At 35.3% G+C, this 26,236-nt stretch carries 26 protein-coding genes; 20 read left to right on the top strand and 6 right to left on the bottom strand.

Translation table 11 applies throughout. The annotated features are described in order from the left end of the window. Nucleotides 1-66: 66 nt before the first annotated feature. Nucleotides 67-435 (bottom strand): ribonuclease P protein component, encoded by a 369-nt coding sequence (gene rnpA / locus I5168_RS03755; protein WP_258150460.1) that lies wholly within the window; start codon nt 433-435, stop codon nt 67-69. 109 nt (nt 436-544) lie between these two features. After that, a complete protein-coding gene (locus tag I5168_RS03750) occupies nt 545-2,407 on the bottom strand; it encodes a M1 family metallopeptidase (RefSeq protein WP_431472458.1) in 1,863 nt (620 codons plus the stop codon). A gap of 171 nt (nt 2,408-2,578) precedes the next feature. Here I5168_RS03750 and I5168_RS03745 point away from each other — a divergent pair, with 171 nt between their 5' ends. Further along, on the top strand, nt 2,579-3,619 hold the full coding sequence (locus tag I5168_RS03745; RefSeq protein ID WP_431472457.1) for a 2Fe-2S iron-sulfur cluster-binding protein: 1,041 nt from the start codon (nt 2,579-2,581) through the stop codon (nt 3,617-3,619). 61 nt (nt 3,620-3,680) lie between these two features. Beyond that, nucleotides 3,681-4,382, top strand: a complete 702-nt coding sequence (locus I5168_RS03740) for a CoA transferase subunit A (RefSeq protein WP_060523467.1) — start codon at nt 3,681-3,683, stop codon at nt 4,380-4,382. A gap of 55 nt (nt 4,383-4,437) precedes the next feature. Here I5168_RS03740 and I5168_RS03735 read toward each other — a convergent pair whose 3' ends face one another. Together I5168_RS03735 and I5168_RS03730 are read right to left on the bottom strand one after the other, a co-directional pair. Next, nucleotides 4,438-5,460 carry a glycosyltransferase family 9 protein gene (locus I5168_RS03735; protein ID WP_431472456.1) on the bottom strand — a complete coding sequence of 341 codons (1,023 nt, stop codon included), beginning with the start codon at nt 5,458-5,460 and terminating at the stop codon, nt 4,438-4,440. A gap of 2 nt (nt 5,461-5,462) precedes the next feature. Then, complete coding sequence (locus tag I5168_RS03730) at nt 5,463-6,074, bottom strand: DUF4254 domain-containing protein (RefSeq protein WP_042276684.1); 612 nt, start codon at nt 6,072-6,074, stop codon at nt 5,463-5,465. Nucleotides 6,075-6,239: 165 nt separating this feature from the next. Here I5168_RS03730 and I5168_RS03725 point away from each other — a divergent pair, with 165 nt between their 5' ends. From I5168_RS03725 to I5168_RS03715, 3 genes are all read left to right on the top strand, one after another. Beyond that, nucleotides 6,240-7,724 (top strand): DUF5687 family protein, encoded by a 1,485-nt coding sequence (locus tag I5168_RS03725; protein ID WP_431472455.1) that lies wholly within the window; start codon nt 6,240-6,242, stop codon nt 7,722-7,724. A gap of 99 nt (nt 7,725-7,823) precedes the next feature. Next, a complete protein-coding gene (locus I5168_RS03720; RefSeq protein ID WP_431472454.1) occupies nt 7,824-8,546 on the top strand; it encodes an ABC transporter ATP-binding protein in 723 nt (240 codons plus the stop codon). Nucleotides 8,547-8,605: 59 nt separating this feature from the next. Beyond that, nucleotides 8,606-8,779 carry a hypothetical protein gene (locus I5168_RS03715; RefSeq protein WP_169709781.1) on the top strand — a complete coding sequence of 58 codons (174 nt, stop codon included), beginning with the start codon at nt 8,606-8,608 and terminating at the stop codon, nt 8,777-8,779. Here the strand turns inward: I5168_RS03715 and I5168_RS03710 are convergent. Continuing rightward, nucleotides 8,776-12,255, bottom strand: coding sequence for a TraB/GumN family protein (locus tag I5168_RS03710; RefSeq protein ID WP_431472453.1), 3,480 nt, complete (start codon nt 12,253-12,255; stop codon nt 8,776-8,778). The genes I5168_RS03715 and I5168_RS03710 overlap by 4 nt on opposite strands. Nucleotides 12,256-12,500: 245 nt before the next feature. On the opposite strand from I5168_RS03710, the gene I5168_RS03705 reads away from it, so the two are divergent. From I5168_RS03705 to I5168_RS03650, 12 genes are all read left to right on the top strand, one after another. After that, nucleotides 12,501-15,119 carry a hypothetical protein gene (locus tag I5168_RS03705; protein ID WP_431472452.1) on the top strand — a complete coding sequence of 873 codons (2,619 nt, stop codon included), beginning with the start codon at nt 12,501-12,503 and terminating at the stop codon, nt 15,117-15,119. A gap of 17 nt (nt 15,120-15,136) precedes the next feature. After that, complete coding sequence (locus I5168_RS03700) at nt 15,137-15,541, top strand: bactofilin family protein (protein ID WP_042276675.1); 405 nt, start codon at nt 15,137-15,139, stop codon at nt 15,539-15,541. Beyond that, entirely contained in the window at nt 15,541-15,906 is a 366-nt protein-coding gene (locus I5168_RS03695; RefSeq protein ID WP_431472451.1) for a DUF6168 family protein, read from the top strand. The genes I5168_RS03700 and I5168_RS03695 overlap by 1 nt, the downstream gene beginning before the upstream one ends. 124 nt (nt 15,907-16,030) lie before the next feature. Next, nucleotides 16,031-17,236: a F0F1 ATP synthase subunit A gene (atpB, locus tag I5168_RS03690; protein ID WP_431472450.1), complete on the top strand. Its 1,206-nt coding sequence runs from the start codon at nt 16,031-16,033 to the stop codon at nt 17,234-17,236. 17 nt (nt 17,237-17,253) lie between these two features. After that, complete coding sequence (gene atpE, locus I5168_RS03685) at nt 17,254-17,442, top strand: ATP synthase F0 subunit C (RefSeq protein WP_041495483.1); 189 nt, start codon at nt 17,254-17,256, stop codon at nt 17,440-17,442. A 90-nt stretch (nt 17,443-17,532) separates the two neighbouring features. After that, on the top strand, nt 17,533-18,030 hold the full coding sequence (locus tag I5168_RS03680) for a F0F1 ATP synthase subunit B (RefSeq protein WP_042276668.1): 498 nt from the start codon (nt 17,533-17,535) through the stop codon (nt 18,028-18,030). A gap of 5 nt (nt 18,031-18,035) precedes the next feature. Continuing rightward, nucleotides 18,036-18,569 (top strand): ATP synthase F1 subunit delta, encoded by a 534-nt coding sequence (gene atpH, locus I5168_RS03675; RefSeq protein WP_042276666.1) that lies wholly within the window; start codon nt 18,036-18,038, stop codon nt 18,567-18,569. Nucleotides 18,570-18,672: 103 nt separating this feature from the next. Next, nucleotides 18,673-20,247 (top strand): F0F1 ATP synthase subunit alpha, encoded by a 1,575-nt coding sequence (gene atpA / locus I5168_RS03670; protein ID WP_042276664.1) that lies wholly within the window; start codon nt 18,673-18,675, stop codon nt 20,245-20,247. Between the two features lie 70 nt (nt 20,248-20,317). Next, a complete protein-coding gene (atpG, locus tag I5168_RS03665; protein WP_167342797.1) occupies nt 20,318-21,193 on the top strand; it encodes an ATP synthase F1 subunit gamma in 876 nt (291 codons plus the stop codon). A 90-nt stretch (nt 21,194-21,283) separates the two neighbouring features. Further along, nucleotides 21,284-22,795: a T9SS type A sorting domain-containing protein gene (locus tag I5168_RS03660; RefSeq protein WP_431472449.1), complete on the top strand. Its 1,512-nt coding sequence runs from the start codon at nt 21,284-21,286 to the stop codon at nt 22,793-22,795. Nucleotides 22,796-22,834: 39 nt separating this feature from the next. Then, nucleotides 22,835-23,371: a hypothetical protein gene (locus I5168_RS03655; RefSeq protein ID WP_431472448.1), complete on the top strand. Its 537-nt coding sequence runs from the start codon at nt 22,835-22,837 to the stop codon at nt 23,369-23,371. A gap of 9 nt (nt 23,372-23,380) precedes the next feature. Next, nucleotides 23,381-24,121: an SH3 domain-containing protein gene (locus I5168_RS03650; protein ID WP_431472447.1), complete on the top strand. Its 741-nt coding sequence runs from the start codon at nt 23,381-23,383 to the stop codon at nt 24,119-24,121. Between the two features lie 38 nt (nt 24,122-24,159). On the opposite strand, the gene I5168_RS03645 is transcribed toward I5168_RS03650, so the two are convergent. Then, nucleotides 24,160-24,288, bottom strand: a complete 129-nt coding sequence (locus tag I5168_RS03645; RefSeq protein WP_431472446.1) for a hypothetical protein — start codon at nt 24,286-24,288, stop codon at nt 24,160-24,162. A gap of 1 nt (nt 24,289) precedes the next feature. Here I5168_RS03645 and I5168_RS03640 point away from each other — a divergent pair, with 1 nt between their 5' ends. The 3 genes from I5168_RS03640 to I5168_RS03630 are packed head-to-tail and all read left to right on the top strand — an operon-like array spanning nt 24,290 to nt 26,173. Beyond that, nucleotides 24,290-25,123, top strand: a complete 834-nt coding sequence (locus I5168_RS03640; protein ID WP_431472445.1) for an alpha/beta fold hydrolase — start codon at nt 24,290-24,292, stop codon at nt 25,121-25,123. Further along, nucleotides 25,123-25,620: an RNA polymerase sigma factor gene (locus I5168_RS03635; protein WP_431472444.1), complete on the top strand. Its 498-nt coding sequence runs from the start codon at nt 25,123-25,125 to the stop codon at nt 25,618-25,620. The genes I5168_RS03640 and I5168_RS03635 overlap by 1 nt, the downstream gene beginning before the upstream one ends. Then, entirely contained in the window at nt 25,607-26,173 is a 567-nt protein-coding gene (locus I5168_RS03630) for a hypothetical protein (RefSeq protein ID WP_431472443.1), read from the top strand. The genes I5168_RS03635 and I5168_RS03630 overlap by 14 nt, the downstream gene beginning before the upstream one ends. Nucleotides 26,174-26,236 lie beyond the last annotated feature (63 nt).

The following is a 26,236-nucleotide window of genomic DNA, read 5'->3' as shown; positions in this document are numbered from 1 at the left end:
AATTACAATTAACCACGATAAATCAAATAGCATTCCACAGTTTGTAATTAGAAGTCCTTCTTATTTTTATTTAGAATTTGTATTTAAAAGATGGTACTTCTTGATTAGTTTTTTCATTTGATTTTCTAAAAAGGTGTATTCTGGCATACGATTAGAATGGTAGATGAACATACCTGCGATAGGCTGTTTATCAAATGGAAAATCATGTTGTGATAGTCTATACGCCTCACGCAATAATCGTTTTAATCTATTGCGGTCAACAGCCCTTTTAAAGTATCTTTTTGAGACACTTACACCTATTTGAGTTTCTTTCTCTACGGGAAGATAAACCAGACGTAATGGACCTGATTTAATTGATTTACCATCTTTAAAAAGTTGCTCAATAAGTTTGCGACTTTTTAATTTTTGATTTTTTGAAAAGGTAAATCTAATCATCAGATAATTATTCTTGGGAGCAAATTTAGCTATATCTAGGTTCTATAAATAAAAAAACGCCATTTCATGAAACTATGAAATGGCGTTTTTATAAATAATTTAAGCTCGATTACATCTCTAGACTCCAGCTATTGTTTTCTTTATCGATATCAGCCATTTGGTTTAATGGATCTATAGTTACAGATTTTACATCGTTCATATTGATCCCATCCAATATTAGATTATAAGTAGGATTTGCCCACGACCAATCAGCCAGTTTTGTCCAATTAGAAGGAATTTCCTTTTCACCTCTCATTTCTTGTAATGGTATGTAAAACATTTTCTTCGTTCCATCTGTCATTGTCACTTCTATATCCAACGGCATGCCCATTTGACCCTTACGTTCTAGCTCGATTACATTAACACCATCTAAGCTATTCATATCGTTAACTGCATAGTCAATTGTCTTAGTCGTCATGGTCCAATCGCGCAAGTACCATTCAAGATCAAAACCGCTTACACGCTCTGCTACTCTTTTAAAGTCATTAGGGTCTGGGTGTTTGAATTTCCAAGTGTTGTAATATTCTTTAATGATTTGATCACGTACATCGTTACCTACTATGTATCCTAATTGAGCTAGGAAAGTAGCTCCTTTATTATAAGCGCTTACACCATAGGCTAGGTTAGTATGATAATGATCGGCATGAGTAGTTTGTGGTTCTTCCTTACCAGACGTTGCCAGGTAAATATAACCGCGGTAAGAGCTTTGATTTGCTTTTGACATGTCACCACCGCTCACATACGCTTCTGCTAGATTTGATATGTAGGTAGTAAATCCTTCATCCATCCATTCGTGTTTAGATTCGTCTGTAGCTAGTATGTGATTAAACCATGAGTGTGCAAACTCATGAGCAGTAACTCCTGCAAGACTGTTGAATTTTCTCTCACCTGTAATTAGGGTACACATTGCGTACTCCATTCCTCCGTCACCACCTTGGATTACAGAGTATTGCTTGTATGGATATTCACCGATATTTTTATTGAAAAATTTCAAAAATTCATTTGTTACTGGTTGTAACTTCTTCCAATTATCCTTGATAGATGCTTTATTCTTATAGAAGAAATGAAGATCTACACCATTTGCTCCTTTGTAAATATCATGAACAAAATCAGGATCTGCACCCCATGCAAAATCATGAACCTGTGGAGCCACAAAATGCCACGTTAATTTGCCGTCCTTTCCTTTTCCGGGTCCAGAATTTGCTTTGTCATATCCATGGCCTATCTCCTTAGGGTTTTGTAAATAACCTGTTCCACCAACTGTATAAGTACGATCCATTGTTAATTTAACGTCAAAATCTCCCCATACACCATGAAATTCACGACCTATGTATGGACTAGTGTTCCAACCGGTTTTGTCAAATTCGGCCATTTTAGGATACCACTGTGTCATTGAAAGCGCCACACCTTCAGCATTATTGCGACCACTACGACGTATTTGAACAGGAACTTGCCCATCAAAATCTAATTTAAGAGTTGTAGAAGCTCCTGGAGCAAGAGGTTTGGCTAGTGGTACTACCAGTATTGTTCCTTCACGTTGTGGATTTAACGCAGTCCCATCCTGCGTCATATTATCCACGTACAGATAACCTATCTCATTTTGATCCAGTCCAGCAATACGAGATCCAACTCTTCTATCAGGATCTTCGATACTGCGTGACCTTACATCCATATCACTACCTGGTTGAAAAGCATTAAAAAATAAATGATAATAAACACGGTCTAGCGTTTCTGGCGAATTGTTGGTGTACACCAAAGTTTGTTTTCCTGTATACTGATATCGGTCCACGTCCATATCAACATCCATGGTATAATCAACATGTTGTTGCCAGTAAGTAGTTTCATCACTTGATGATGCCACCGAACTAGTTGATGAGGTTGATCCACAGCTCACTATAAATGCTGCGAGTAATAATAATGCAATTTTTTTCATGTGTAATTATGGTTAATTCCTAGTGATTACAAGTTCAAATCAATCGATTTTTTCTTATAACCTCTGTTTTTATGATGCTAAGATAAGAATTATGACCTACTGCGACTATTTGAATGCAATTGGTAATTAAGCAAGCGACAGTTCTTATTTTTACATTTTTAAAATTACAAGATGGTTTTTCATAAACTCACTATAAAACAAGTAACTAGAGTAACTCCACAAGCTGTGGAGATTGTATTTCAGATTCCAGATAATTTAAAATCGGAATTTGAATATGAATCTGGACAATATCTTACGTTAAAATCTAAGATAAACGATCAGGATGTACGTAGAGCTTACTCCTTATCTAGCGCTCCATTTGAGGACTCAATAAGTGTTGTGGTTAAAGCTGTTCCTAATGGTTTGTTTTCTAACTATGCATTAAGCTTAAAAGCAGGTGATACTCTTGAAGTAGCTGCGCCACAAGGTCTTTTTGTTCATAACATTGACAACGGTAACACCTACCTTGCCATTGCTGCCGGTAGTGGAATTACACCTATAATTTCAATGATTAAAACCGTTCTTTCACAAGAATTAGATAGCAAGTTTGCCTTGTTATACGGTAATCAATCTCTATCTCAAACTATTTACTTTGAGCAACTTAATGATTTGAAAGATCAATACGGCGATAGATTCATTTTGAAGTATTCTTTCTCACGTGAAGAACGAGATGAAGCTCTATTTGGTCGTATTTCAAAAGGAAATTTGAATTACTTTTTGAAAAATGATTGTAAAGATCTCGCTTTCGCGAAAGCGTACTTATGCGGACCAGAGGATATGATTAAAATGGCCAGCGACAATCTAAATGAAAAAGGGTATTTAGACAAAGAAAACATTTTGTTTGAACTGTTTACAACTCAAGAGAACGATATTGAAATAACTGAAGATTCACATTTAACAGAAGTAAAAGTTATTCTAGATGATGAAGAGCATTCCTTTACCATGACTAGAGATCAAAAATTACTAGATGTAATTCTCAAAAACGATATAGATGCACCATATTCTTGCCAAGGTGGAATATGCAGTTCTTGTATTTGTTTAATTGAAGAAGGAACTGCCCAAATGGCTAAGAATGCTATACTTACTGATCAAGAAGTAAGCGATGGATTATACTTATCCTGTCAAGCTTATCCAACTAGTTCAAAAGTAGTTGTAAATTTTGATGAGGTATAGCCCTACCAGCTTTCATTGTCTTATAATTATTGTATTTTCATACCGATAATAAAAACACATTATGATCAATAGAACAGTTGCTAATGTAGAGAAAGCTCTCGAAGGAGTTAAAAGTGGTATGACGCTGATGGTAGGTGGTTTTGGCCTGTCTGGAATTCCAGAAAACAGTATCGCTCAATTAGTAAAGCTAGAAGTAAAGGACCTTACTTGTATCTCTAATAACGCTGGTGTAGATGATTTTGGTTTAGGATTACTTTTACAAGGTAAGCAGGTAAAAAAAATGATCTCTTCCTATGTAGGTGAAAATGACGAGTTTGAAAGACAAATGTTAAGTGGCGAATTAGAGGTTGATTTAATTCCTCAAGGAACACTTGCTGAGCGTTGTAGGGCTGCACAAGCAGGAATTCCAGCGTTTTATACTCCAGCTGGATATGGTACTGAAGTTGCAGAAGGAAAGGAAGTAAGAGAATTTAATGGGAAACCACATATCCTAGAGCATGCCTTTAAGGCAGACTTTGCATTTGTAAAAGCTTGGAAAGGAGATGAAGCTGGTAATCTAATTTTTAAAGGAACTGCTCGTAATTTTAATCCTTGTATGTGTGGTGCTGCAACTATTACTGTTGCTGAGGTGGAAGAACTTGTGCCTGCAGGACAATTGGATCCCAATGAAATTCATATACCAGGCATTTTTGTTAAACGTATTTTCCAAGGAGAGAAATATGAGAAACGTATAGAGCAGCGTACTACTAGACCTAGAGAGTAAAAACTTGATAGTATAAAGAATATAAAGAAGGAGCATTTTACAAAGTGCTCCTTCTTTATTTATTGACTATTAATTGAATGACTTTTTTGATAGGGATGGTGTTGATAGCATTTTCATAACCGTTAGGCCATTTATTACCATAAACGGAAGTAGGAATCAAAGGAAAACGATCTCTATTAACCGTCACTTGGTTTTTTATAGGTTGTCCAAATGGTGCAAACCCTGCGTAGGGATGCGTGCATCCCCAAACAGTGATCGTATCAACACCATACATTGCTGCAAGGTGTCCATTACCACTGTCCATGGCTATCATGTGATCCAATTTTGAAATGATCGCTAGTTCTTCCTTAAAAGAGAATTTACCGGCAAGATTGATGACGTTGTTATAGGAGTCTGCTAGCTTATCTAAAACTATTACTTCCTTTTTACCACCACCAAATAAAAAAACATTAACATTTTCCAGACCACTTAACTCTTTTAAATATTCGTCCATTCTTTCTACACTTAACCCTTTAGAAGGATGTGCTGCAAATGGGGCAAATCCTATCCATTTATAAGTGTTAGTAGGTAAAAAATCTTGTAGGCGTGTTGATAGAGGTAAGGATGTAAGAAATTCATCACCATGCAAGTTAATTTCAAAACCTAAATTTCTTAAAACTTGCGTGTAGCGCTCGTGAGTAGTGATTAATGGCTTAAAAAAGTTAGGGTCATTAATTAAACGTTTTTTCTCTAGTCTACCCTTGTCTATCACAGCTTTTTTTCCTGTGAGAAATAATCTTAATGCTTTAGTACGTAATACGTTATGAAAGTCGGCAATAGCATCAAACGAATAGTGTTGCAATTCTTGTGACAACTTATAAATTCCTAGAGCGCCACTATGTTTCTCTTGAACTTGTGCCTCAATAAATTGAACGTCTGGGACTTGTTCTATAATATCCTTGAATCGCTTGCGCGATAATACGGTTACCTTTACTTCTGGATATTTCTTTTTAAATCCAATAAGTACTGGAACCATCATAGCAACATCGCCCATCGCACTTAGGCGCGTTACTAAGATGTTTTTAGGAGAATTAGGCATTTTTATTTATTTGCCGCGCGCAATACAGGATTAAGCTCGTCGTCATTGTACATCTTCATTTGCTTGTACACTTTCATATACTTATCACCAGAAGCAATATCAGACAAAAGTTGATCAAGAGCAGTTGACAAATCAATACGTTGTTCAAGAAGAACATCTAATTTTTTTTGGCAAGCATTACGATGATCTTGTGAAGCTTCTTCTCTAGTAGCCTCTTCATGCATATGAAATATTTTAAGAGCCAAAATAGAAAGTCTATCTATAGCCCATGCAGGACTTTCTGTGTTAATAGTCGCATTATTGTGTGGTACAACCTCCTTGTATTTTTCAAGGAAATAACTGTCAATATATTCAACCATATCGGTACGATCCTGGTTACTGGCATCAATTTGTCTTTTAAGAGTTAGAGCAGCAACTGGTTCAATATTAGGGTCGCGTATGATATCTTCATAATGCCATTGGACAGTATCTATCCAGCATTTGCGATATAGTAAATGTTCAATAAGGTGTGAATTACGATCATATGGGTTTTCAAAAGATTGATCCACAGTATTTATCACGTGATACTTCTCTATAACTTCTTGAAATAACTTATTTGCCTTATCTGAAAACATGTACTTAATTTTAATGCAAATATAATTCATAACAAGCTGCTTTTATAAGCTACAAGAGTAATGAGTAGCCATCAATATCCAGATTACCGGGATTAGACCATATCTTTATACTGTAACAATTTTTTATCAAGGTCTACATATACATCAACCACAATATATAATCTTATGCTTAAGTACTTTTTGAGTTTAGAATGGAAGAGTTTTCTAAGAAGCGCCGCCTTTAAACAAAATCTAGCAATCAAGATAATATTAGGATTCTTTGCCTTTATCATTTTACTTGAATTTATAGGTTTAGGAGCTGGTAGTTACTTTATCCTAGAAGAATTCATTGTGGATGGTAAAATCAATGCCGGAAGTCCTTTTGAAGTAATAAACAAGTTTTTGATTTTTTGGTTCGTAGTAGATTTAGTTTTTAGATATGCTATGCAAAAGATGCCAGTGGCTAATATTAAACCTTTACTTTATTTACCATTTACAAAGGGAAAGATTGTAAAATATGCCTTAGGTAAAACTGTTTTTTCGTTCTTTACTTTACTACCGGCCATGTTTTTTATTCCATTTAGTATCGTATTACTTGTTAAGGGTTATGACGTAGCTGGAGTAATTAGTTGGCATTTAGCGATGTTAGGAATAACACTTTCGCTCAATTTCTTAAACATTTTCATCAATAATAAAGACGTTGTTTTTTATCCAGTTGCAGCCATAATGGGAGTTTTTGCCATTACTCAATACTACGGCATATTTGACATCACTATCTATACTCAACCTGTTTTTGAGTTCTTTTACAACAATGCCTGGTCATTTGTATTACCAATAGGAGCAGCAGTATTTTTTGGCTGGTACGCCTATAAATATTTTAAAGGACAACTTTATTTAGATGCTGGACTAAAATCAAAGGTTAAAGAAGCCAAGACAGAAGATCTAAGCTTTCTCGATAGATTCGGTAAAATATCAACCTATTTAAAAAACGACATTAAACTTATAAAACGTAACAAGCGTGCAAGAACAACCTTTATCATGGGCTTTCTGTTTGTGTTCTATGGATTCTTCTTTATGAATGATATCTATGAGCAAATAAACGGTATGAAAATTTTTGCAGGATTATTTTGTACCGGTGGATTCCTATTCAGCTTTGGTGGATTAGTACCTTCATGGGATAGTAGCTATTATAAATTAATGATGTCTCAAAATATTCCATACAGAGAGTTTCTATTAAGCAAATGGTGGCTTATGGTAATATGTACCGCTGTAAGTTTCTTAATATGTACGTTCTATTTATACTTTGGACTGGACTGGTGGTTAGCCATGGTTTGTGGAGCTATCTATAATATTGGTTTTAATTCTTCTGTAGTTTTATGGGGTGGTGCCTATGTTAAAACACCTATTGATTTAACCTCAAACAAAAAAGCATTTGGAGATAGCAAGGCTTTTAATGCAAAGACTTTACTCATGCTTATCCCAAAACTTATTCTACCTATAGTAATTTATTATGCATTTGGACTTACGATAAGTGAATCTGCTGGATTTATCGCTATTGCAGTGACAGGTATACTAGGATTGCTATTTAGAAATAAAATTTTTGAGATAATTGAAGGTCTATATAAGGAAGAAAAGTACGACACTATTGCTGCCTATGCGCAAAAAAACTAGCCTCAATAATAATACAATTAAAAAAAGAGTAGGAGTGAGATTTAAATAGTCCGCTTTCGCGAAAGCGAAACCCTAAAAAACCAATAATATTTACACATCATGATAAGTATTCAAAATCTTTCAAAACAATATAATGGAGTTTCAGTTCTGGATATAGAACACTTAGAAATTCCACAAGGTCAAGCAATAGGACTAGTTGGAAACAATGGCGCAGGAAAAACGACATTATTTTCATTATTACTAGACTTGATCCAGGCAAATAGCGGACACATTGAATCAAATGGCGTACGCGTGGATAAGAGTGAAGAGTGGAAACCTTTTACAAGCGCTTTTGTTGATGAGAGTTTTCTTATAGGATATCTTACTCCCGAAGAGTATTTTTATTTTATAGGTGAGCTACGAGGATTAAATAAAGCCGATGTAGATACTGTGATGGCCAAATACATGGACTTTTTTAATGGCGAAGCTATCGGCCAGAAAAAATATTTAAGAGATCTTTCTAAAGGAAACCAGAAAAAAGTAGGGATTGTTGCATCTCTTATAGGCAACCCTAAAGTTATCATTCTAGATGAACCGTTTGCAAATCTTGATCCAAGTACTCAAATACGTTTAAAGAACATCATCAAGGATCTAGCCAACGATCCTGAGGTCACTGTGCTAGTGTCTAGTCATGATTTAATACACGTTACTGAGGTAGCACAACGTGTCGTTTTACTTGAAAAAGGTAAGGTGGTAAAGGACATTGTAAAAACGGCTGGTACATTCCACGAATTAGAGTCATATTTTAAAGGAATATCTGAAAATTATCAAGAAGAAGAATAATTATGAGCCCTAAGATTAAAACGTATTTAGTGTATTCAATTAGTTTTCTTGTTTTATTTATGGGAACTTTTTTTATAACCAAGGCAATTACTAATAAGACATCTGTTTTTACTACGATGTTACCCATAATTGTAGCAGTAGTGGTGGCACCAAAACCACACGTAGCGCAATACCAAAGTGGAAAGCGCTACGGTTTAAAATGGATTTTTAAAAAAGATGTGTGGTGGTTTTAATACCTACCACCTATTCTAGGTACACGACCACGTGTAAGGTGCTTTAATTTTTTAGTAACCTTTTTAATAATATCCTCTTCATCTCGAGTAGGTGTTATAGAAATACCATTACTTGAGGATTCATCATAGGTTTCTGTTTTATACTCACGATCATTTTCAGGCAAGTAGGCTGCATACATGACATACTCCTTGTCTTTGTAGGTGTTCTCTTTTATCAACTTGAAAAAGTATACACTTACTTCCTCATCAAGATCAGTTTTAATAATTTCCTTTTTAAGGAAGAACATGGAATCCTTTTTCTTTTCAATGTTAATTCGACCTAATAAAGTAGCTCTTGCTATTTCTTGATCATTTAGGTTGTTATAAGGTTTTACTCCATATCGTGCTCCTTTTCTTATGATTACTGCTTCAAAGTCGGCATCGGTATTTTTGTATTCATCCAGTTCAGCTGGTATTGATTCATTGTTTTTGAGCAGCTCTAGGTAATAATAAGACAAAACCTTATCGTTTTTACTTTTTATTAATTTTTCAAAGAAAATCTTAGCATTGCGCTCCTCTCTAAATGGAAATATAAGTTTTGCATAGGGAAGAAGATTACTGGTAGAACCATAGGAACTACTAGCACTTAAATTACGTTTAATATCAATCTTCCCGTCGGTGATTATTTGATCTCTATATCGCTTATATTGCTTTACTTTCATAAGGCCGCTATCTTTCAGTTTAGCTAGCAATTCATAAACAGGCTCCTTATATTCTGAGATAGATGCGTATTTAAACAGTTCAGGGAATAGTTCTTTTCTTAGAACAAGGTTGCGATCATTTCTTCTTAAAAAGTTGTCCTGATAACTGGTACTCAATGGTAGATCTTTTTCTAAAAGGCCCAATAATATTTTTTGACCTTTGCGAGTATCAGTTCGCATGAGTTCGTTCAGGATAAGGCTTTGTACATCAGGTTGGTCGTAAGAAAGTTCATACAAATATTCAATAAATGGTAACACTCTATCATCTTCTTCTTGTAACGCCATTAATTGTTTTATAGCATCATTACGTTCACTTTTGAAATTCTTCTCATCGGCTTTTACGGTTGGTATCCATTCAATGAGTTGGTCAATATGTTTCTTATTAAATCGTAGTAATTCGTTTGAAACAAAAGCTAGTGTATCTCTATTTTTAACTGCATTAAAGAAAATATCAACCTTATCCACAAACACATCTTTGCCTAGTAAAGTATCTTTTGGAGTGAAAGTTTCAAAGAAATTTGATATGAATTCAGAAGGTTCTTGGATAGTATCATACACTGTCTTTATTTCATAAATACGCCCTTTGTAATATATATTCTTGTACTTTAAAATCTTGGCACTTGAACTATCTGTATAAGTCCTAGAATAGGTGTATAAGTCATTATTTTGTGAAGTTATACTATCTTTAAGAGTAGCACCTAACTCCTCAAAACTATAATTATCAGCTAGGTCATTGTTATAATCTTCCCACATTTCTTGTGCATCCTTATACATTTGAAGATCATGAAATTTTTCCATTTTTACTCTGATAAACTCGTTTGCAGGAGTGTAGTAAGTGGTAGATTTTTCTAGACTTTCATGTGCTTTTGGTCTGTCATAAGAATTGCTTTTTCTATAAGGTGCGTCCACTGGACTTTTTACAGTGAAATACAATGCTGTGTCAACAACGGTTTCAAACTTTTCATACTTAGGAGTATTGAATTCAAGCGAATTAAAATACGCATCAGCAGTTTTTTTATCAGTTGTAGTTGCTCCTAGAAGATAGTACTTATTATTACGCATAACACTATGCAAGTACATAGCGGTGTTATTAATTGTGTCTTGTGCTAGGGCAGTGTATGATTGGTAAGGGTTTTTTGATAAATAACCGTCTTTTAATTGAAGTTTCTGATTTTGTGCAAATTCCTCGACAATGAACTGAGCTTCAAATTTATCGTCTTCAATATAGTTAGTACTATTAACAACAGTTTCCTGTAGAAAATAAGTAATACCATCACTCTTACCTTGCAGTAATTTTTTACCAGCTAAGGAAACGTTTGTAGCAGTACGGTACTTAGGAAACATTACTTTAAATCCTTTATTAGGAGAATTAAACTCTTCCATTCCAGTAGTTACCTGTTTAATTTCTAACGTATTAAAAATCGAATCGCCATATTGTTTAACATAGCCTTGTTTACCACCTAATTTTATAATCAGTAGTTCCAATGGTGTTTCATAAATACGGTATCGTTGATAATCACCTTTTTTGGTTTTATTCAAGATATCAAAACCAGGATAGGGACGGGTTATTTTTTCCTTACTTACAATTTCACCTGGAATATCCTCGTACAGAAAATTCTCTATATACTCCAGATTAATTTCTTCTGTTTCCTCTGGAGTAATTGGTAAATAGGGAAAAGTGTTTATACGATACATCATTAAATAAGCACCATTTGTCATTTCTGGTACCATTATAAAAGTTTGATTACTAGCAGAAAAACCTCTTAATTCATCAAAACTTTCAATGGAAATAAAGTCGTCATCGGTACGCTTTCGCGAAAGCGTAGGAGCCACAAACGTATCGTCCAGTAATTCTTTTTGTGCACTTGCGTATTCAGTTTGTTCACTCGTATAGGGTACGACCGTATAACCTTCCTTTTCAAGTAAGTGAATCATACCTTTTTCCCCAGGTAGATGTGCTGCTCCTACACCTGCAAAAATGCTTTTATCACCCATGGATTTTATAAGCTCATCAACCATATTTTGATTACGCTTGTAAAGCATATATTCTCTATAGTATTCGGTATCGGTTGCTTGCCCTATGCTGTCTAGTAATGAGATGTTTCTATCGCGATAAACATCTTCCATTAAGGTATATCGATTTTTATTTTCTAAACGTTCTTGTAACCATTTATCGACCTCTTTCTTTGGCTCGCTATTTCCTGCTACGGTAGTTAAATATTGAGATTCTTTAAAATCCTCAAGACTTATAATGGGCTTATTATTCTTTTTACCAGCTTGATAAATAAATAAATCGAGGTAGGTTTCCTCTTCAAAATTATCGCCGCCATTTGATTTCCTATAAAGAAAACCGTTTAAAGCCTCGTCACCTAATCTTAAACTGTATCTTACTAGTTGAGGTTCAGGATGACCTAGTTTAAACATGCCTTCATAAAAATCATCATCATATCCACCACGAGTAAGATTCTTAGGATCATTTTTTTCTTCTTCATAATACTCACCCATCCAGAAGGTTGGATCTGATTCTAAAGCAATAGCATCACTTTCATTTAGGGCTTTATAAAAAACATCGTCCAGTCTAAAAGCCACCTTTTTACTCACGTGCATGGTTCCATATAAGTAGGATGGTTTTTCTAGACCATTACCGGTAATTTTCCATAACAAGCTGTTCTCTTCTTGTTGAGCAGTCATTAGTAGGCACCACAAACAAGCACCTATCCATAAATAGTTTTTCATGCAATCATTTAATTATCGTTTAAAAATAGGTACAAAAGGATGAAATAAAAAAGGTATTTAGTTAATGACCAATATGATTGAGTGAGTTGGACAAACTAGGACTTATAGTATTATAACCGTAAAGAATACTTACAGGTTGATTCTTTAGATTAGGATAGACGTCTACAGTTTTCTTATTTTTACCGACTTATTACAATAACTATAAGGCTTTGTAGTTATGTAAGGTAGACTTAAAAAGAGCTCTTTTGAATAAATATTTATCACAGTTTTTATTAATACTTGTAGTCGTTTCAGGACTTGTAGGATGTAGTCGTAAGAAAAACTCCTTTATAAGTCGCAACCTACATGCCGTAGGAACAGAATACAATGTATTGTATAACGGCGATCTTGCTTTACAAGCAGGACTGGATCAACTAGAGCAAAATTATAAAGACAACTACTGGGAAGTTCTACCAGTTGAAAGAATGTCCGTTAAGGACGAGGTTTTTTTACCAGGACAGCGAGCGCTAGATCCCAATTTTGAACGAGCTGAAGAAAAAGCGGTTAAAGCTGTACAAAAACACAGCATGCTTATCAATGAGGTAGAATATAATCCTCAAATCGATGAGGCATACATGCTTTTAGGAAAAGCTCGCTATTACGACCAGCGATTTGTTCCTGCCCTTGAAGCATTTAATTACATTTTACAGTTCATGCCAGAAAGTGATGAGCTCAATAGAGCAAAAATCTGGCGAGAAAAAACAAATATGCGATTAGATAATAATGAAATCGCAATTAAGAACTTGAGAAAATTACTTTCTCAGGACGAGGAAAAATTTGAACAAGAGGATCTAGCACTAGCAAATGCCATTTTTGCACAAGCTTTTTTAAACTTAGAAGAAGTTGATAGCGCGTTAGTCTACATGAATAAAGCAGCTCAACAAACTAAAAATAGAGAGACACAAGCAAGGTATAACTTTATAGCAGGGCAATTATTTGCAAAATCGGGTCAACGCGACAGTGCTTTTGCACATTACGATCAACTTATTGAATGGCATCGTAAAATACCTAGACGTTATTATATAAATGCTTTTATAGAAAAAATAAAACTGTACGATCCGGCCGTTGATAGTGATGCCGAGCTTTTTGAAACCATCACCGATCTTGAGGAAAACAGAGAAAATAGACTGTGGTTAGATGCTATTTATTCTCGTAAGGCAATTTACTATCATGACAAGGACAGCTTAAATCTTGCCAAAGAATACTTTAATAAATCGCTAAGAGCCAAAGGTGGTACTGATAAATATTTAAGAGGTAATAATTACAGCGCACTTGCAAAAATTAGTTTTGATCAGGCAGAATATGTCAATGCTGGGAAATACTATGATAGCGCAGTAGCGCAATATAAGGAACGCACGCCAGAACATAGATTGGTACGTAAAAAGCGAGACAATTTAGAAGGTGTTATAGTATATGAAGGATGGCGTAGTAGTGCCGATAGTATTTTTAAAGTACTAGCAATGTCTCCACAAGAACAAGAACAATATTATCAAGTATATATTGATAGTTTAAAAGCTCAAGAAGAAAGAGAAGCTCGAGCTGCCGAAGTTGCCGCAGCAAAAGAAGCACAGCAGCAAACGGCCTTTGCCAAAATTCAAAATAACAAAACCTCTAGAAGAGGTAATATAGGACCAACCTTTGGTGGAGCAACACCACCAGGACCTACAGGACCTTCTTTAGGTAACTCATCTTTCTATTTCTACAACACGCAAACTGTTGCTCGTGGTAAACAAGATTTTAGATCAAAATGGGGTAAACGCAAATTAGAGGATAACTGGCGACGTAAAAACAAAAAGTCTACCCTGGATGGTGAGATAGAAGATGAAATTGTAAATGAAGAAGAAGAACTACGACCAGAGTTTACAACCTCCTTTTATATTGAACAACTACCAAAAGGCAGGTTTGTGTTGGACAGCATTGCCGACTCTAGAGACTTTGCCTACTATCAGTTAGGTGTAATCTATAAAGAGAAATTTAAAAGAAACGATCTGGCTATTGATCGATTCACTAGACTTCTGGATTTTGAACCAGTAGAAAAACTAGAATTACCTGCCCTTTACAACCTATACCTTATTTATAAGGAAGACAGTAAAACACCAAATGCACAAAAGGCCAATCTCTATAAAAACAAAATAATCTCTGAGTATCCAGATTCTAGATATGCCGAGTTATTGCGTAATCCAGAATCAAAATTAGATAATAGTGAAACACCGCTTGCGGTTTATAATAGACTGTATAAAATGTATGAGGCTGAGCAGTACGATCAAGTAATAGCTCTTGTTCCAGAATATGTCAAAATATTTAATGGAGATGAAATTGTTCCTAGATTAGAACTACTTAAAGCATTTGCATCAGGTAGATTATACGGTTTTCAAGCTTATAAGCGAGGAATAGATTATGTAGCACTTAATTATCCAAATAGTGAGGTAGGTAAAAGCGCACAGGATTTAGTAAAAAAAGCAGAATCTCTCAAAATACCAGAAGTTTACCTACCAGAAGATGGGCTTACAGATTTTAAACTGGTTTATAGGTTTAATAAAAGTGAGCAATCTGCAATCGATAACCTGACTGCTGCTCTTGATGACGCTTTCGCGAAAGCGGAATACTCATTCACCTATTCAACCGACGTGTACAATGAAAACGAAAAACTGTTAGTAATTCACGGTTTCAACACTAAATTAGGAGCCAAAGGATTGGGTGAATTACTACAGAAGCCAGAAAATGGTTATAATATTTCAAGACCTTATATTGCAATAGCAACAGAAAACTATAAAATCATTCAAGTGTATAAATCATTGGATAAGTACACCGCCGAAATGAAGTAAATAACCCCTTAAAGAAAATGTTTAGCGATAAAAAATCAGGTAAAGGAACTATGGAGTCAGGAAAATCTCAAAACCGTATAGGACAAGGAACTGTTATTGAAGGAGATATTAAAAGCACAGGTGGCTTTAGAATAGATGGTACAATTATAGGTTCATTGGAAACTACAGCCAAAGTAGTAATAGGGAAAGAAGGTAAAATAGACGGCTCCATGCATTGTCAAAATGCCGACGTTGAGGGAACCATTAAAGGAAAATTAGTAGTGGATAATCTTTTAACGCTCAAAGCAACTGCTCGTATCGATGGTGAAGTGACAACAGGTAAACTAGCTGTAGAACCAGGTGCAGAGTTCAACGCTACTTGTAGTATGCAATCTGGTGTTAAAAACATTAATGACTCAAGTAAAAAAGGTAAAACTGCCTAATGAATTTTTATGTAAAGTCCCTAGCAGCAATAACCGTAATAACCCTTTTACTGTATGCTGCGCACTTTTTTCTTATCCTGGCAGGAGAGATCAGTTTAGTAAAGATCTATTTGTTTTTAGGTATAGCAGGATATTTTACGGTTGCTGCCTTAAACTACGTGCACACGATTGCTAGTGAAAAACTAGGATTCGTATTCATTGCTATATTAATGGTAAAGATAGGAGCAGCACTTTTAATATTCCCAGAATTGCTAGCAGAAGAAGAGTCATTATCTCGTGTTGATAAGTTACACTTACTTGTTCCTTACTTCATTTATCTCATGATTGAATCTGCCATTGTAATTAAGTGGCTTAATGATAAATAATTACCGTTTATAACCGGTTTAAAAAATTAATAAAATAATAGCCTAGTTTTTAAGGTTATTTCAAATGTTTTTTGTCGTACATTTGCACCCGAATTTGAGAACCTAACTATTTAAGGTGTAATACATGTACAGAGCTTATATTAAAACAGCTTTTTTTGCTTTACTTTTTACTGTCTTTTCAGGAACAGTTAATGCTCAAGAAGATCATGGTCACGACAACCATACTACTGAGGCCGATGGCGGTAGAGTAAATTCTAAAGAAGAAATTAACGCTTACATTAAGCATCACTTGAAGGATGCTCACGATTTTCACCTGTTTTCGTATACAAACGATGCTGGTGAACGCAAGCATGTAGGATTTCCACTTCCCGTAATTGTTTGGACTAGTGAAGGTTTAAAAACTTTCATGTCTTCTGAATTTGAACATGATGATGATGGTAAAAAACTCGTTCAAAAAGGTGGAGTTACCTTAACTAAACTTCATAGTAAAATCTATGAGTTAGATAATGGAGCTACTACTGTAGCTTTTGATGAAGAGCATCACCCGACTAATGCGCACAAGGTACTTGACTTTTCAATCACAAAATCTGTATTCGGAATTTTAGTTACTGGTTTGATATTACTTTTATTGTTTGGTGGACTAGCTAAGCAGTATAAAAAGAAAAACATCCCAACTGGATTTGGTAGAGTGCTAGAGCCTCTAGTAATCTATGTGCGTGATGAAATCGCTCGTCCTAACATAGGAGAGAAAAAGTATAGAAGATTTATGCCTTATTTATTAACGGTATTTTTCTTCATCTGGATTTTGAATTTATTAGGACTTACTCCTATAGGATTTAATGTAACAGGTCAAATTGCAGTTACAGCATGTCTTGCAATATTCACTGCAATTATTTACCTATTTAGTGGTACAAAAGAATTTTGGGGTCACACTTTATGGATGCCAGGTGTTCCAGTTTTACTTAGACCAATTCTTGCCGTTATAGAATTAGTAGGATACGTGCTTATTAAGCCGTTCTCACTTTTAGTGCGTTTGTTTGCAAATATTACAGCTGGTCACTTTGTGGTGATGAGTCTTATAGCCCTTATGATAACCTTGAAGGAAAGTTTTGGACCAGTAGGTTCAACAGGACTTTCATTAGTTCTAGCGTTATTCATTATGGTAATAGAATTATTAGTGGCTTTCTTACAGGCCTTCATTTTTACAATGTTAAGTTCGTTATTCATCGGTATGGCCGTTGAAGAACACGATCATCATCATGATGAAGAACATGAGGATGAGATCTTAACTCAAGGTGAGGTTGAGGAAACTAGAGAACGTTTTGTTTAATTTTTAAATCAATTGTTATGTACAATTTAATTGGAGCTGGTCTTATCGTTATCGGTGGTGGTATCGGTCTTGGTCAAATCGGTGGAAAAGCGATGGAAGCTATCGCTCGTCAACCTGAAGCAGCTGGAAAAATCCAAACTGCGATGATCATCATCGGTGCACTTCTTGAAGGACTTGCATTTGGTGCACTTATCTTAGGTAAGTAATCATTAAAAAATAGAACACATTCCTGTAACGGTTGGTTACAGGATGTGTTTTAAAATTAGAATTAAACTCAAATTTTAGAATAACTATAAATGGAAACTCTTTTAAACGACTTTTCTCCAGGCTTGTTTATCATGCAAGCGATAATCCTTATCATATTAGTAGTATTATTAGGGAAATTTGCATGGAAACCAATCATCAATTCATTAGATGATCGTGAGCAAGGAATCAGTGAGGCACTTGCTGCTGCAGAAAACGCAAAGCTTGAAATGAAAAAGCTTGAGGCTTCAAATGAAGCTGCTGCTGCCGAGGCTCGTGCTCAAAGAGATACTATGCTTAAAGAAGCTCGTGAGATCAAAGAAAAAATGATTGCCGAGGCAAGCACTGAAGCTCAAGAAAAGGCTGATAAAATTATCGCACAAGCTCAAGAAACTATTGAAGCTGAAAAGAAAGCTGCACTTGCTGATATTAAAACACAAGTAGCTGAACTTTCTGTTGATATCGCTGAAAAGGTAACTCGTAAAGAATTATCTGAGAAAGATGCGCAACTAGCTTTAATTGATAAAATGCTTACTGAAGCTAATATCTAGGAATTATGAAATTATCAAGAGCTGCATCACGATACGCAAAAGCTATTCTTAATCTTGCGGTTGAGAAGAACGAGGCGGCTGCTGTGAATGATGACATGAAAACCATACTAGCCACGCTAGCAAATAATAAGGAGCTCAGCCAGTTTCTATCTAGTCCTTTAATTAAGACGGAGCAAAAACGTAATGCATTACGTCAAGTTTTTAAGGATTCGGGAGCGATAACTATGGGGTCATTTGATCTATTAGTGGACAATAAAAGAGCTGATATCCTTGCTGATGTTGCTACACGTTACATCTTCTTATTTGAAGAGATGAACAAGCGCGAGATTGCTACAGTCACAACTGCCGTAGAAATTACAGCAGACTTAGAAGCAAAAATACTTGCTAAGGCAACCGAACTTGCTGGTAAAGAGGTAACTTTAGAGAAAAAAATAGATTCATCTATACTAGGTGGTTTCATTTTAAGAGTAGGTGATAAGGAAATTAACGCTAGTGTTACAAACAAATTCAGTGCGTTAAAAAGAGAGTTTGCTCAATAAATAATAATATCTGTGGTTAGTCTGCTTTCGCAAAAGCGTACTTACTACAACTTAATAGAAAAGTAAAAACCGCAAGGTTTAAACATAGAATAAAAACAATAACATGGCAGAAGTAAATCCAGCAGAAGTATCTGCAATACTTAAGCAACAATTATCAGGATTTGATGCAACTGCATCTCTTGATGAAGTGGGAACTGTTCTTACTGTAGGTGACGGTATCGCACGTGTTTATGGTCTTTCAAACGCTCAATATGGAGAACTTGTTTCTTTTGAAACAGGAATGGAAGGAATCGTATTAAACCTTGAAGAGGATAACGTAGGTGTGGTACTTTTAGGCCCATCACAGGAAATCAAAGAAGGTGATACGGTAAAAAGAACACAACGTATTGCATCTATCAAAGTAGGTGAAGGTATTGTAGGTCGTGTGGTAAACACACTAGGTGAGCCTATAGATGGTAAAGGAGCTATTGAAGGAGACCTTTATGAAATGCCACTTGAGCGTAAAGCTCCTGGGGTTATCTATCGTCAACCTGTAAACGAACCAATGCAAACAGGTATTAAGTCAATTGACGCCATGATTCCTGTAGGTCGTGGACAGCGTGAGCTTGTAATTGGTGACCGTCAGACTGGTAAATCAACAGTATGTATTGATACAATCCTTAACCAAAAGGAGTTTTACGATGCTGGTGAGCCAGTATATTGTATTTATGTAGCTGTTGGTCAAAAGGCTTCTACAGTAGCTAACATTGCTAAGGTACTAGAAGATGCTGGTGCCCTAGCTTATACTACCATCGTTGCTGCAAATGCTTCTGATCCTGCTCCAATGCAGGTATATGCTCCATTTGCTGGTGCAGCAATAGGTGAGTACTTCCGTGATACAGGTCGTCCTGCTCTTATTGTATATGATGATTTATCTAAACAAGCTGTTGCATATCGTGAGGTATCTCTTTTATTACGTCGTCCACCAGGACGTGAGGCGTATCCAGGAGACGTTTTCTACCTACACTCTAGATTATTAGAGCGTGCTGCAAAAGTTATTGCAGATGATGATATCGCAAAAAATATGAATGACTTGCCAGAAAGTCTTAAGCCTATCGTAAAAGGTGGTGGTTCTCTTACTGCACTTCCTATTATTGAAACTCAGGCTGGTGACGTTTCTGCTTATATTCCTACAAACGTAATTTCGATTACTGACGGTCAGATTTTCTTAGAATCAGATTTATTTAACTCTGGTGTGCGTCCAGCAATTAACGTAGGTATTTCGGTATCTCGTGTAGGTGGTAGTGCACAAATTAAGTCTATGAAAAAAGTGTCGGGTACTCTTAAGCTTGACCAAGCACAGTTCCGTGAACTTGAAGCATTTGCTAAGTTTGGTTCTGATCTTGATGCTGCTACACTTAACGTAATTGAAAAGGGTAGACGTAACGTAGAGATCTTAAAGCAAGCTCAAAACTCACCTTACACGGTAGAAGATCAGGTTGCAATTATCTATGCTGGTTCAAAGAACTTGTTAAGAAATGTACCTGTAGAGAAAGTAAAAGAATTTGAAAGAGATTATTTAGAATTACTTAATGCAAAGCATAGAGATACTCTAGATACTCTTAAGGCTGGAAAATTAACTGATGAAGCTATTGACGTATTAACAGCAGTAGCAAAAGATCTTTCAGCACGTTACTAATAGAATAAAGAAAAAGAAACAAGAGAACCTCTCTTGTTTCTTTTCTCCTTATCTCTTTTCTTAATAAACTATGGCAAACCTAAAAGAAATAAGAAACAGAATATCCTCGGTATCTTCAACCATGCAAATTACTAGTGCAATGAAGATGGTGAGTGCAGCAAAGCTTAAAAAGGCCCAAGATGCCATTACAGCAATGCGTCCTTATTCTGATAAACTTACTGAAATGCTACAAAATTTAAGCGCTACGCTAGAAGGTGATTCTGCGAGTGCTTATTCTATTCAACGACCAGTTGAAAAGGCTTTAGTAGTAGCTATTACTTCTAATCGTGGTCTGGCTGGTGCTTTTAATTCAAACATCATAAAAGAGTTAGTTCGTTTGAATCAAGAAGAGCTTAATGGTGTGGCAGTTTCATACATGACGATAGGGAAGAAAGCAAACGACTTTGTAAGTAAGAACGACACAGTTCAATCTAACAAAAGTGATTTGTTTGACAACATTTCTTTTGAAAATGTCGCTGCAATTGCAGAAGAATTGATGGAGTTGTTCAAGAACGGAGACTTTGATAAAATCATCCTAGTTTATAACAGCTTTAAAAATGCGGCAACACAAATAGTAAGAACTGAAGATTTCTTACCACTTGCACCAGTAGCCAAAGACGAAGAAGCTATCGCTGCTCAAAAAGAGATGGATTACATCTTTGAGCCTTCTAAAGAAGAAATCATTGAGGAACTTATACCTAAATCACTAAAAACACAGCTTTATAAAGCAGTACGTGATTCATGGGCAAGTGAGCATGGTGCACGTATGACTGCAATGCACAAAGCTACAGATAACGCTACTGAACTTAGAGATCAGTTGAAATTAACCTACAACAAAGCTAGACAAGCTGCTATTACTAATGAGATTCTTGAAATCGTTGGTGGTGCAGAGGCATTGAATAACTAGTAAGTTTTTCTTTCATAATACAACTTAAGACCGCTCCCAATTTGGGAGCGGTTTCATTTTTATTAAGGCTTAAATAGTCCAAATACGTGCATGAGTTTAAGAAACCTTATCTTTATGCCTATGGGATTTAAAAGATTGTTGCTTACGTTCAGCCTATGTTTGTTTTTCACCTTTAAACTTAGTTTTGCACAAATACAAGTAGGTGAGGATATCGTTGGACTGAGTTATAGTGAATCTTGTGGAAATGCTGTTAGTTTATCTTCTAATGGAAAGATTATTGCTGTTGGATCTCCTGGAAATAGTGATAATGGAGATGTCTCTGGAATGGTAAGAATTTTTGAAAACAAATCTGGAAATTGGGTTCAAATGGGGCAGACTATTTACGGTGAGTTTCCAAACGAATTAAGCGGTACTAATCTTTCTCTTTCTTCAGATGGTACTACCTTAGCAATAAGTAGCCATGGCCTCCGTCAGTTTATTTTTAATGCTGGAGCCGTAAGGGTTTTTAAATATATTCAAAATAGTTGGGTTCAGTATGGAAATACTATTTACGGTGAAAATAGAGGGTTTTTAAGTGGTTGGTCACTAGAACTTAATGATGACGGAACTATCGTTGCGATTGGAGCCCCATATAGTAATTATAATGGCACTAGTTCTGGGCATGTGACTGTTTATAAAATTGAATCTAATGTTTGGAGGAATATGGGTGAAAGAATTCTTGGAGCACAAGCATTTGATCAGTCAGGTGTAAGTCTAAGTTTATCCTCAGATGGAAATATCATCGCTATAGGCAGCGAATTAAATGATGCGGCTGGAAGCGCATCTGGACACGTCAGGGTTTTTCACTATATAAACAATAATTGGGTTCCTTATGGCGAAGAAATTAAAGGGAACTATCCAGGAGACTACTTTGGAACAAGTGTTTCATTGTCTTCAGACGGTAATATATTGGCAGTAGGAGCACGAACCGCTACTGTTAATGGAGAAAGCACGGGTCAAACTAGGGTTTTCAGGAAAACTATGAATGAATGGATTCAAATGGGTCAAAGTATTAATGGAAGCCATTCTGAATCTGGAAACGGTGGTAGTGTAAACCTATCTGATAATGGAAATTTTTTGGTTATTGATGAAAGTTTCAATCAAGATGTTGCTTTTCGTGCAGGACTAGTAAAACTATATCGTTTTGAGAATGATAATTGGGTTCAAGTGGGTAATAATATTTACGGTAAATTCTCTAATGATTTTAACGGGTGGAGTACAAGCTTATCTTCAGATGGCTTGACTGTAGCGATTGGATCGCCATCTCGCAATTCAAGTTCAAATTCAAGCGAAAATGGCTATGCTAGAGTTTTCAAATTTAAAAGTTCAGCCGAAAACACTACGAGCTTTGATGTGATAGTAGATAATGATGGAGATGAATTATATCTTACATTTGACAATGATACTACGTTTAAAGAGTTACGATTGTTTGAAATGTCAGGAAAACTTGTTTACGAATCATTTGATCCTAGAATTACAACTACAAATTTGTCAACCGGAGTTTACATTCTACAAGCCGTTTTGAATACGGGAACTAAATCTAAAAAAATTATAATAGAATAAGTTCTTAAAAAATAGAATGATATTAATTAACTGCGATAAATGTTGTTCAAAGAACTCTTTTTACTATTATTTACTGGTTCTCCTATAAATAGGAAAAGTAGTTTTGATCTATCAGATAAAACGATAAGCGACCACATTAATTCCTTGTGTTCACAAAATGAAAGTTTTAAGAAGATGTTTACCACTCATCAACCCTTTACGGGTTTTATTCACGGCTATTATGGTAGGGAATTTACGTTGAGGCCAAAATCATCTGTTTTTAAAAAGAATTCCATAGGAGATTATGTGTTTGCATTGGGTAGAATTGAACCTGTCCATGACTATAAGTCAATTGTACAAGTGTCTTACCACAGAACTCGAAAAATTAGAGTTTCTTTTTATGCCATTTCTACATTCTTTTTGCTGCTCCTAGTTTATTGCGCTGTAAATTTAGAAATTGATGACACATTTGTTTATTTGGTATTGGCATTAATTGGATTATATGTGTTTTTCTTGCTGTTACTATTTGTTGGAATTTATAAACAAGTGACGTATATAAAAAAGCACTTAATTAATGGTTTGGATAGAATTAACTAGCAAGTAATAATGAAGATATTCAGCTGTATTTTGTGGATCTCATTTTCGGTTTTTTATAACACCAGTGCTCAAAGCCATATAGGGATTATCAAAGATGTAGATGGTTATACTCTTGTCCGAGAATCAGCTGGATTACAAACGAAAGTAAAAGACACTCTTTATAATGAAGACTTCTTTGAGTTCTATGCGACTGACACAACAAATTGGTTTTATGTACAAACCTGGAAAAACAAAAACATATCAGGATTTGTTCATAAAAGCCGCATACAACCGGTTGAAGAACTTAGTGAACAATATCAAAAGGACCTTATCGAAAAGACTCTTAAAAACTATAAAGACCTTCGAGAAAAAGCAAACAAATCTTTAGCAACAAAAAACCAAATTCTCATTAAGGAATCATTTCAAAAAGCCGCTTTTTACAGCGACTCTAGATATAATTATGTTTTAGAATTTATACCTGAATACTTTAAGAACACTAAAGACATAGAGCTTCTTCATTTATTTATACAAACCATGATTGCAGACTCAAGTTCCGCTAACGAGTTAACTAGTGATGCCATCGTAATGTGTTTTATACACAATCCAAACATGGTGTATAAATCGGTTATGCGTATACAAGCAGTTGAGCATAGAAAGCAGATCGTAGATCATATACTTTTCGGCTTATCTAATTATTCAGCTTTAACTGTAACAAATTCTATTTCCAAAAAGGAGTTAGTTAAGTATAAAAATCTTTTGAATAGGTTATAGAGTTTTCGGATTTGTATACAGGCTTAATAACAAAATGATTATTCATTTGCTTTTATTTTAGTACGCTTTCGCGAAAGCGGAGTATCTAAAACATAAATTTTTAAAATAGTCATGTAACATTTTAAAGAAGTTACATCATAAGGGTGAATAACAATTAAAAACATCATTATGAAACGCATTATTCTTTTCGCTATAGCATTATTTATTTTTTCTCACAGCGATGCCCAAAACGCTATCAAAACCACCGTAAAAGGCTCTGGAAAACCTGTTCTACTTTTACCTGGGTTTGCAAGTGACCACACAGTTTGGGATTCTGTAATAACTGAATTCAAAGACCATAACGAATTACATTTAATAGATTATGCTGGTTTTGGTCAGGTTCAACCGATTGACTCGTTGTGGTTACCTAGGGTTTTAAAGGAAATTAAATCCTATATAGCTCAAAACAACAGTGAAGAATGGACTGTTGTAGGTCATAGCATGGGTGGTACCATTGCCACATGGTTAGCTGCTCAAGAAAACTTGAACGTCAAACAAGTAGTGGTTATTGATGGATTACCTGGTACGGCAGCGCTTATGTTTCCTGGAGTGGATCCTAGTACACTTACCTATGACAGCCCTTACAACAAACAAATGCTAACTATGACTGATGAACAATTCAGTCAGATGGCAGTGATGATGGCACAAGGAATGACAAGCTCACCAGAACATCAAAACCTGGTTGCTAAGTCCATCAAAAAATGCGATCGCAAATCCTATGTCCATGGATATACGGATTATTTAAAACTAGATGTACGACCACTACTTAAGCAAATAACTATTCCTGTAACCATTCTAGCCGCAGGACAACCCTATGGTGTAGAAGGAGCAACTCAAACTTATAAAAATCAGTACAGTAACTTGAATAATTATGACTTTCATATCAAGGCAGACTCTAAGCATTTTATTATGTACGATGCTCCAGATTGGTTAAATGAGAAATTACAAGCTATTTTAGACTGATGATAACCGACCAGCAAAAAGCATTTGAACAACTTTACCACGATAATGTCGATAAAGTCCACCGACTCTGTTTAGGGTATGTAAAAGGAAATCAACCACTAGCTACAGACTTACAACAAGAGGTTTTTATGAAAGTCTGGCAACACTGGAATTCCTTTAAAGGAACCGCAAAACGTTCTACTTGGTTGTACCGTATTGCTGTAAATACCTGCTTGCAGTTTTTACGAGACAATAAAAATAAACTAACAGAGAGTTTAGATAATGAGATAGAACAAGCTGTAGAAACTGCAGTAGATAAGGAACTTCAATATGCAACACTTTACGCATGCATGAATAAGCTTAATAAGGTGAATAAGTCCATTCTCCTACTTGAACTAGAAGAGGTGCCAAAGCAAGAAATCGCAGCTATTGTAGGATTAAAACACAATGCTGTGCGCACTAGAATTAATAGAATTAAACAACAACTTACTAAATGTGTCAATCATGAAAACATTTGAAGAAATAACTAAAACCTGGCCGGATCAAAAATCCCAGCCTGATTCAAATATTACCACAAAAGCAACAAACACCCTAGCACAAATTAAAAGAGGACAACACATCACAATAGCTGTACTACTTGTAACTGCTCTAATTTTAGTAGCTTATTTTATTTACACAGCCACATCAAACGAGCCTTTATTTACTGCAGGACTGTTACTTATGATAGGTGTTATTGCGGTGCGTATCGCTTTAGAAATCAAGTCTTCTAAGCAATTTAAACCTATAGACCCATCTTTGAACGCAAAGCAGTACACACAGTTAAATGAAGACCGACATCAATTGAGATTACAAATTCACCAGGTATGGACACCGGTACTACTTACACTGTACTGGGTAGGATTTGTTATGCTTATTCCTACTTTTAAAAAGTATTTAAGTGATTTTTGGTTTCAATATACCTGGATTTCAAGCATACCTATTGCAATTGCAATGATTGTATTTATTGCTTACCAGATTAAGAAAGAGAAACAAATGTTGAAAACGCTTCAAAGAGATTTAAAAGAGTTCTAATATTAATTCTTTATAAATGTTTTTAGTTTACAAACTAATAAAACAAGTTTTTAATATTAACTG

This window comes from Nonlabens sp. SCSIO 43208 (genome assembly GCF_050703575.1).
GTDB classification, from domain to species: Bacteria; Bacteroidota; Bacteroidia; order Flavobacteriales; family Flavobacteriaceae; genus Nonlabens; species Nonlabens tegetincola.
This window is presented reverse-complemented; position numbering and strand designations above follow the sequence as displayed.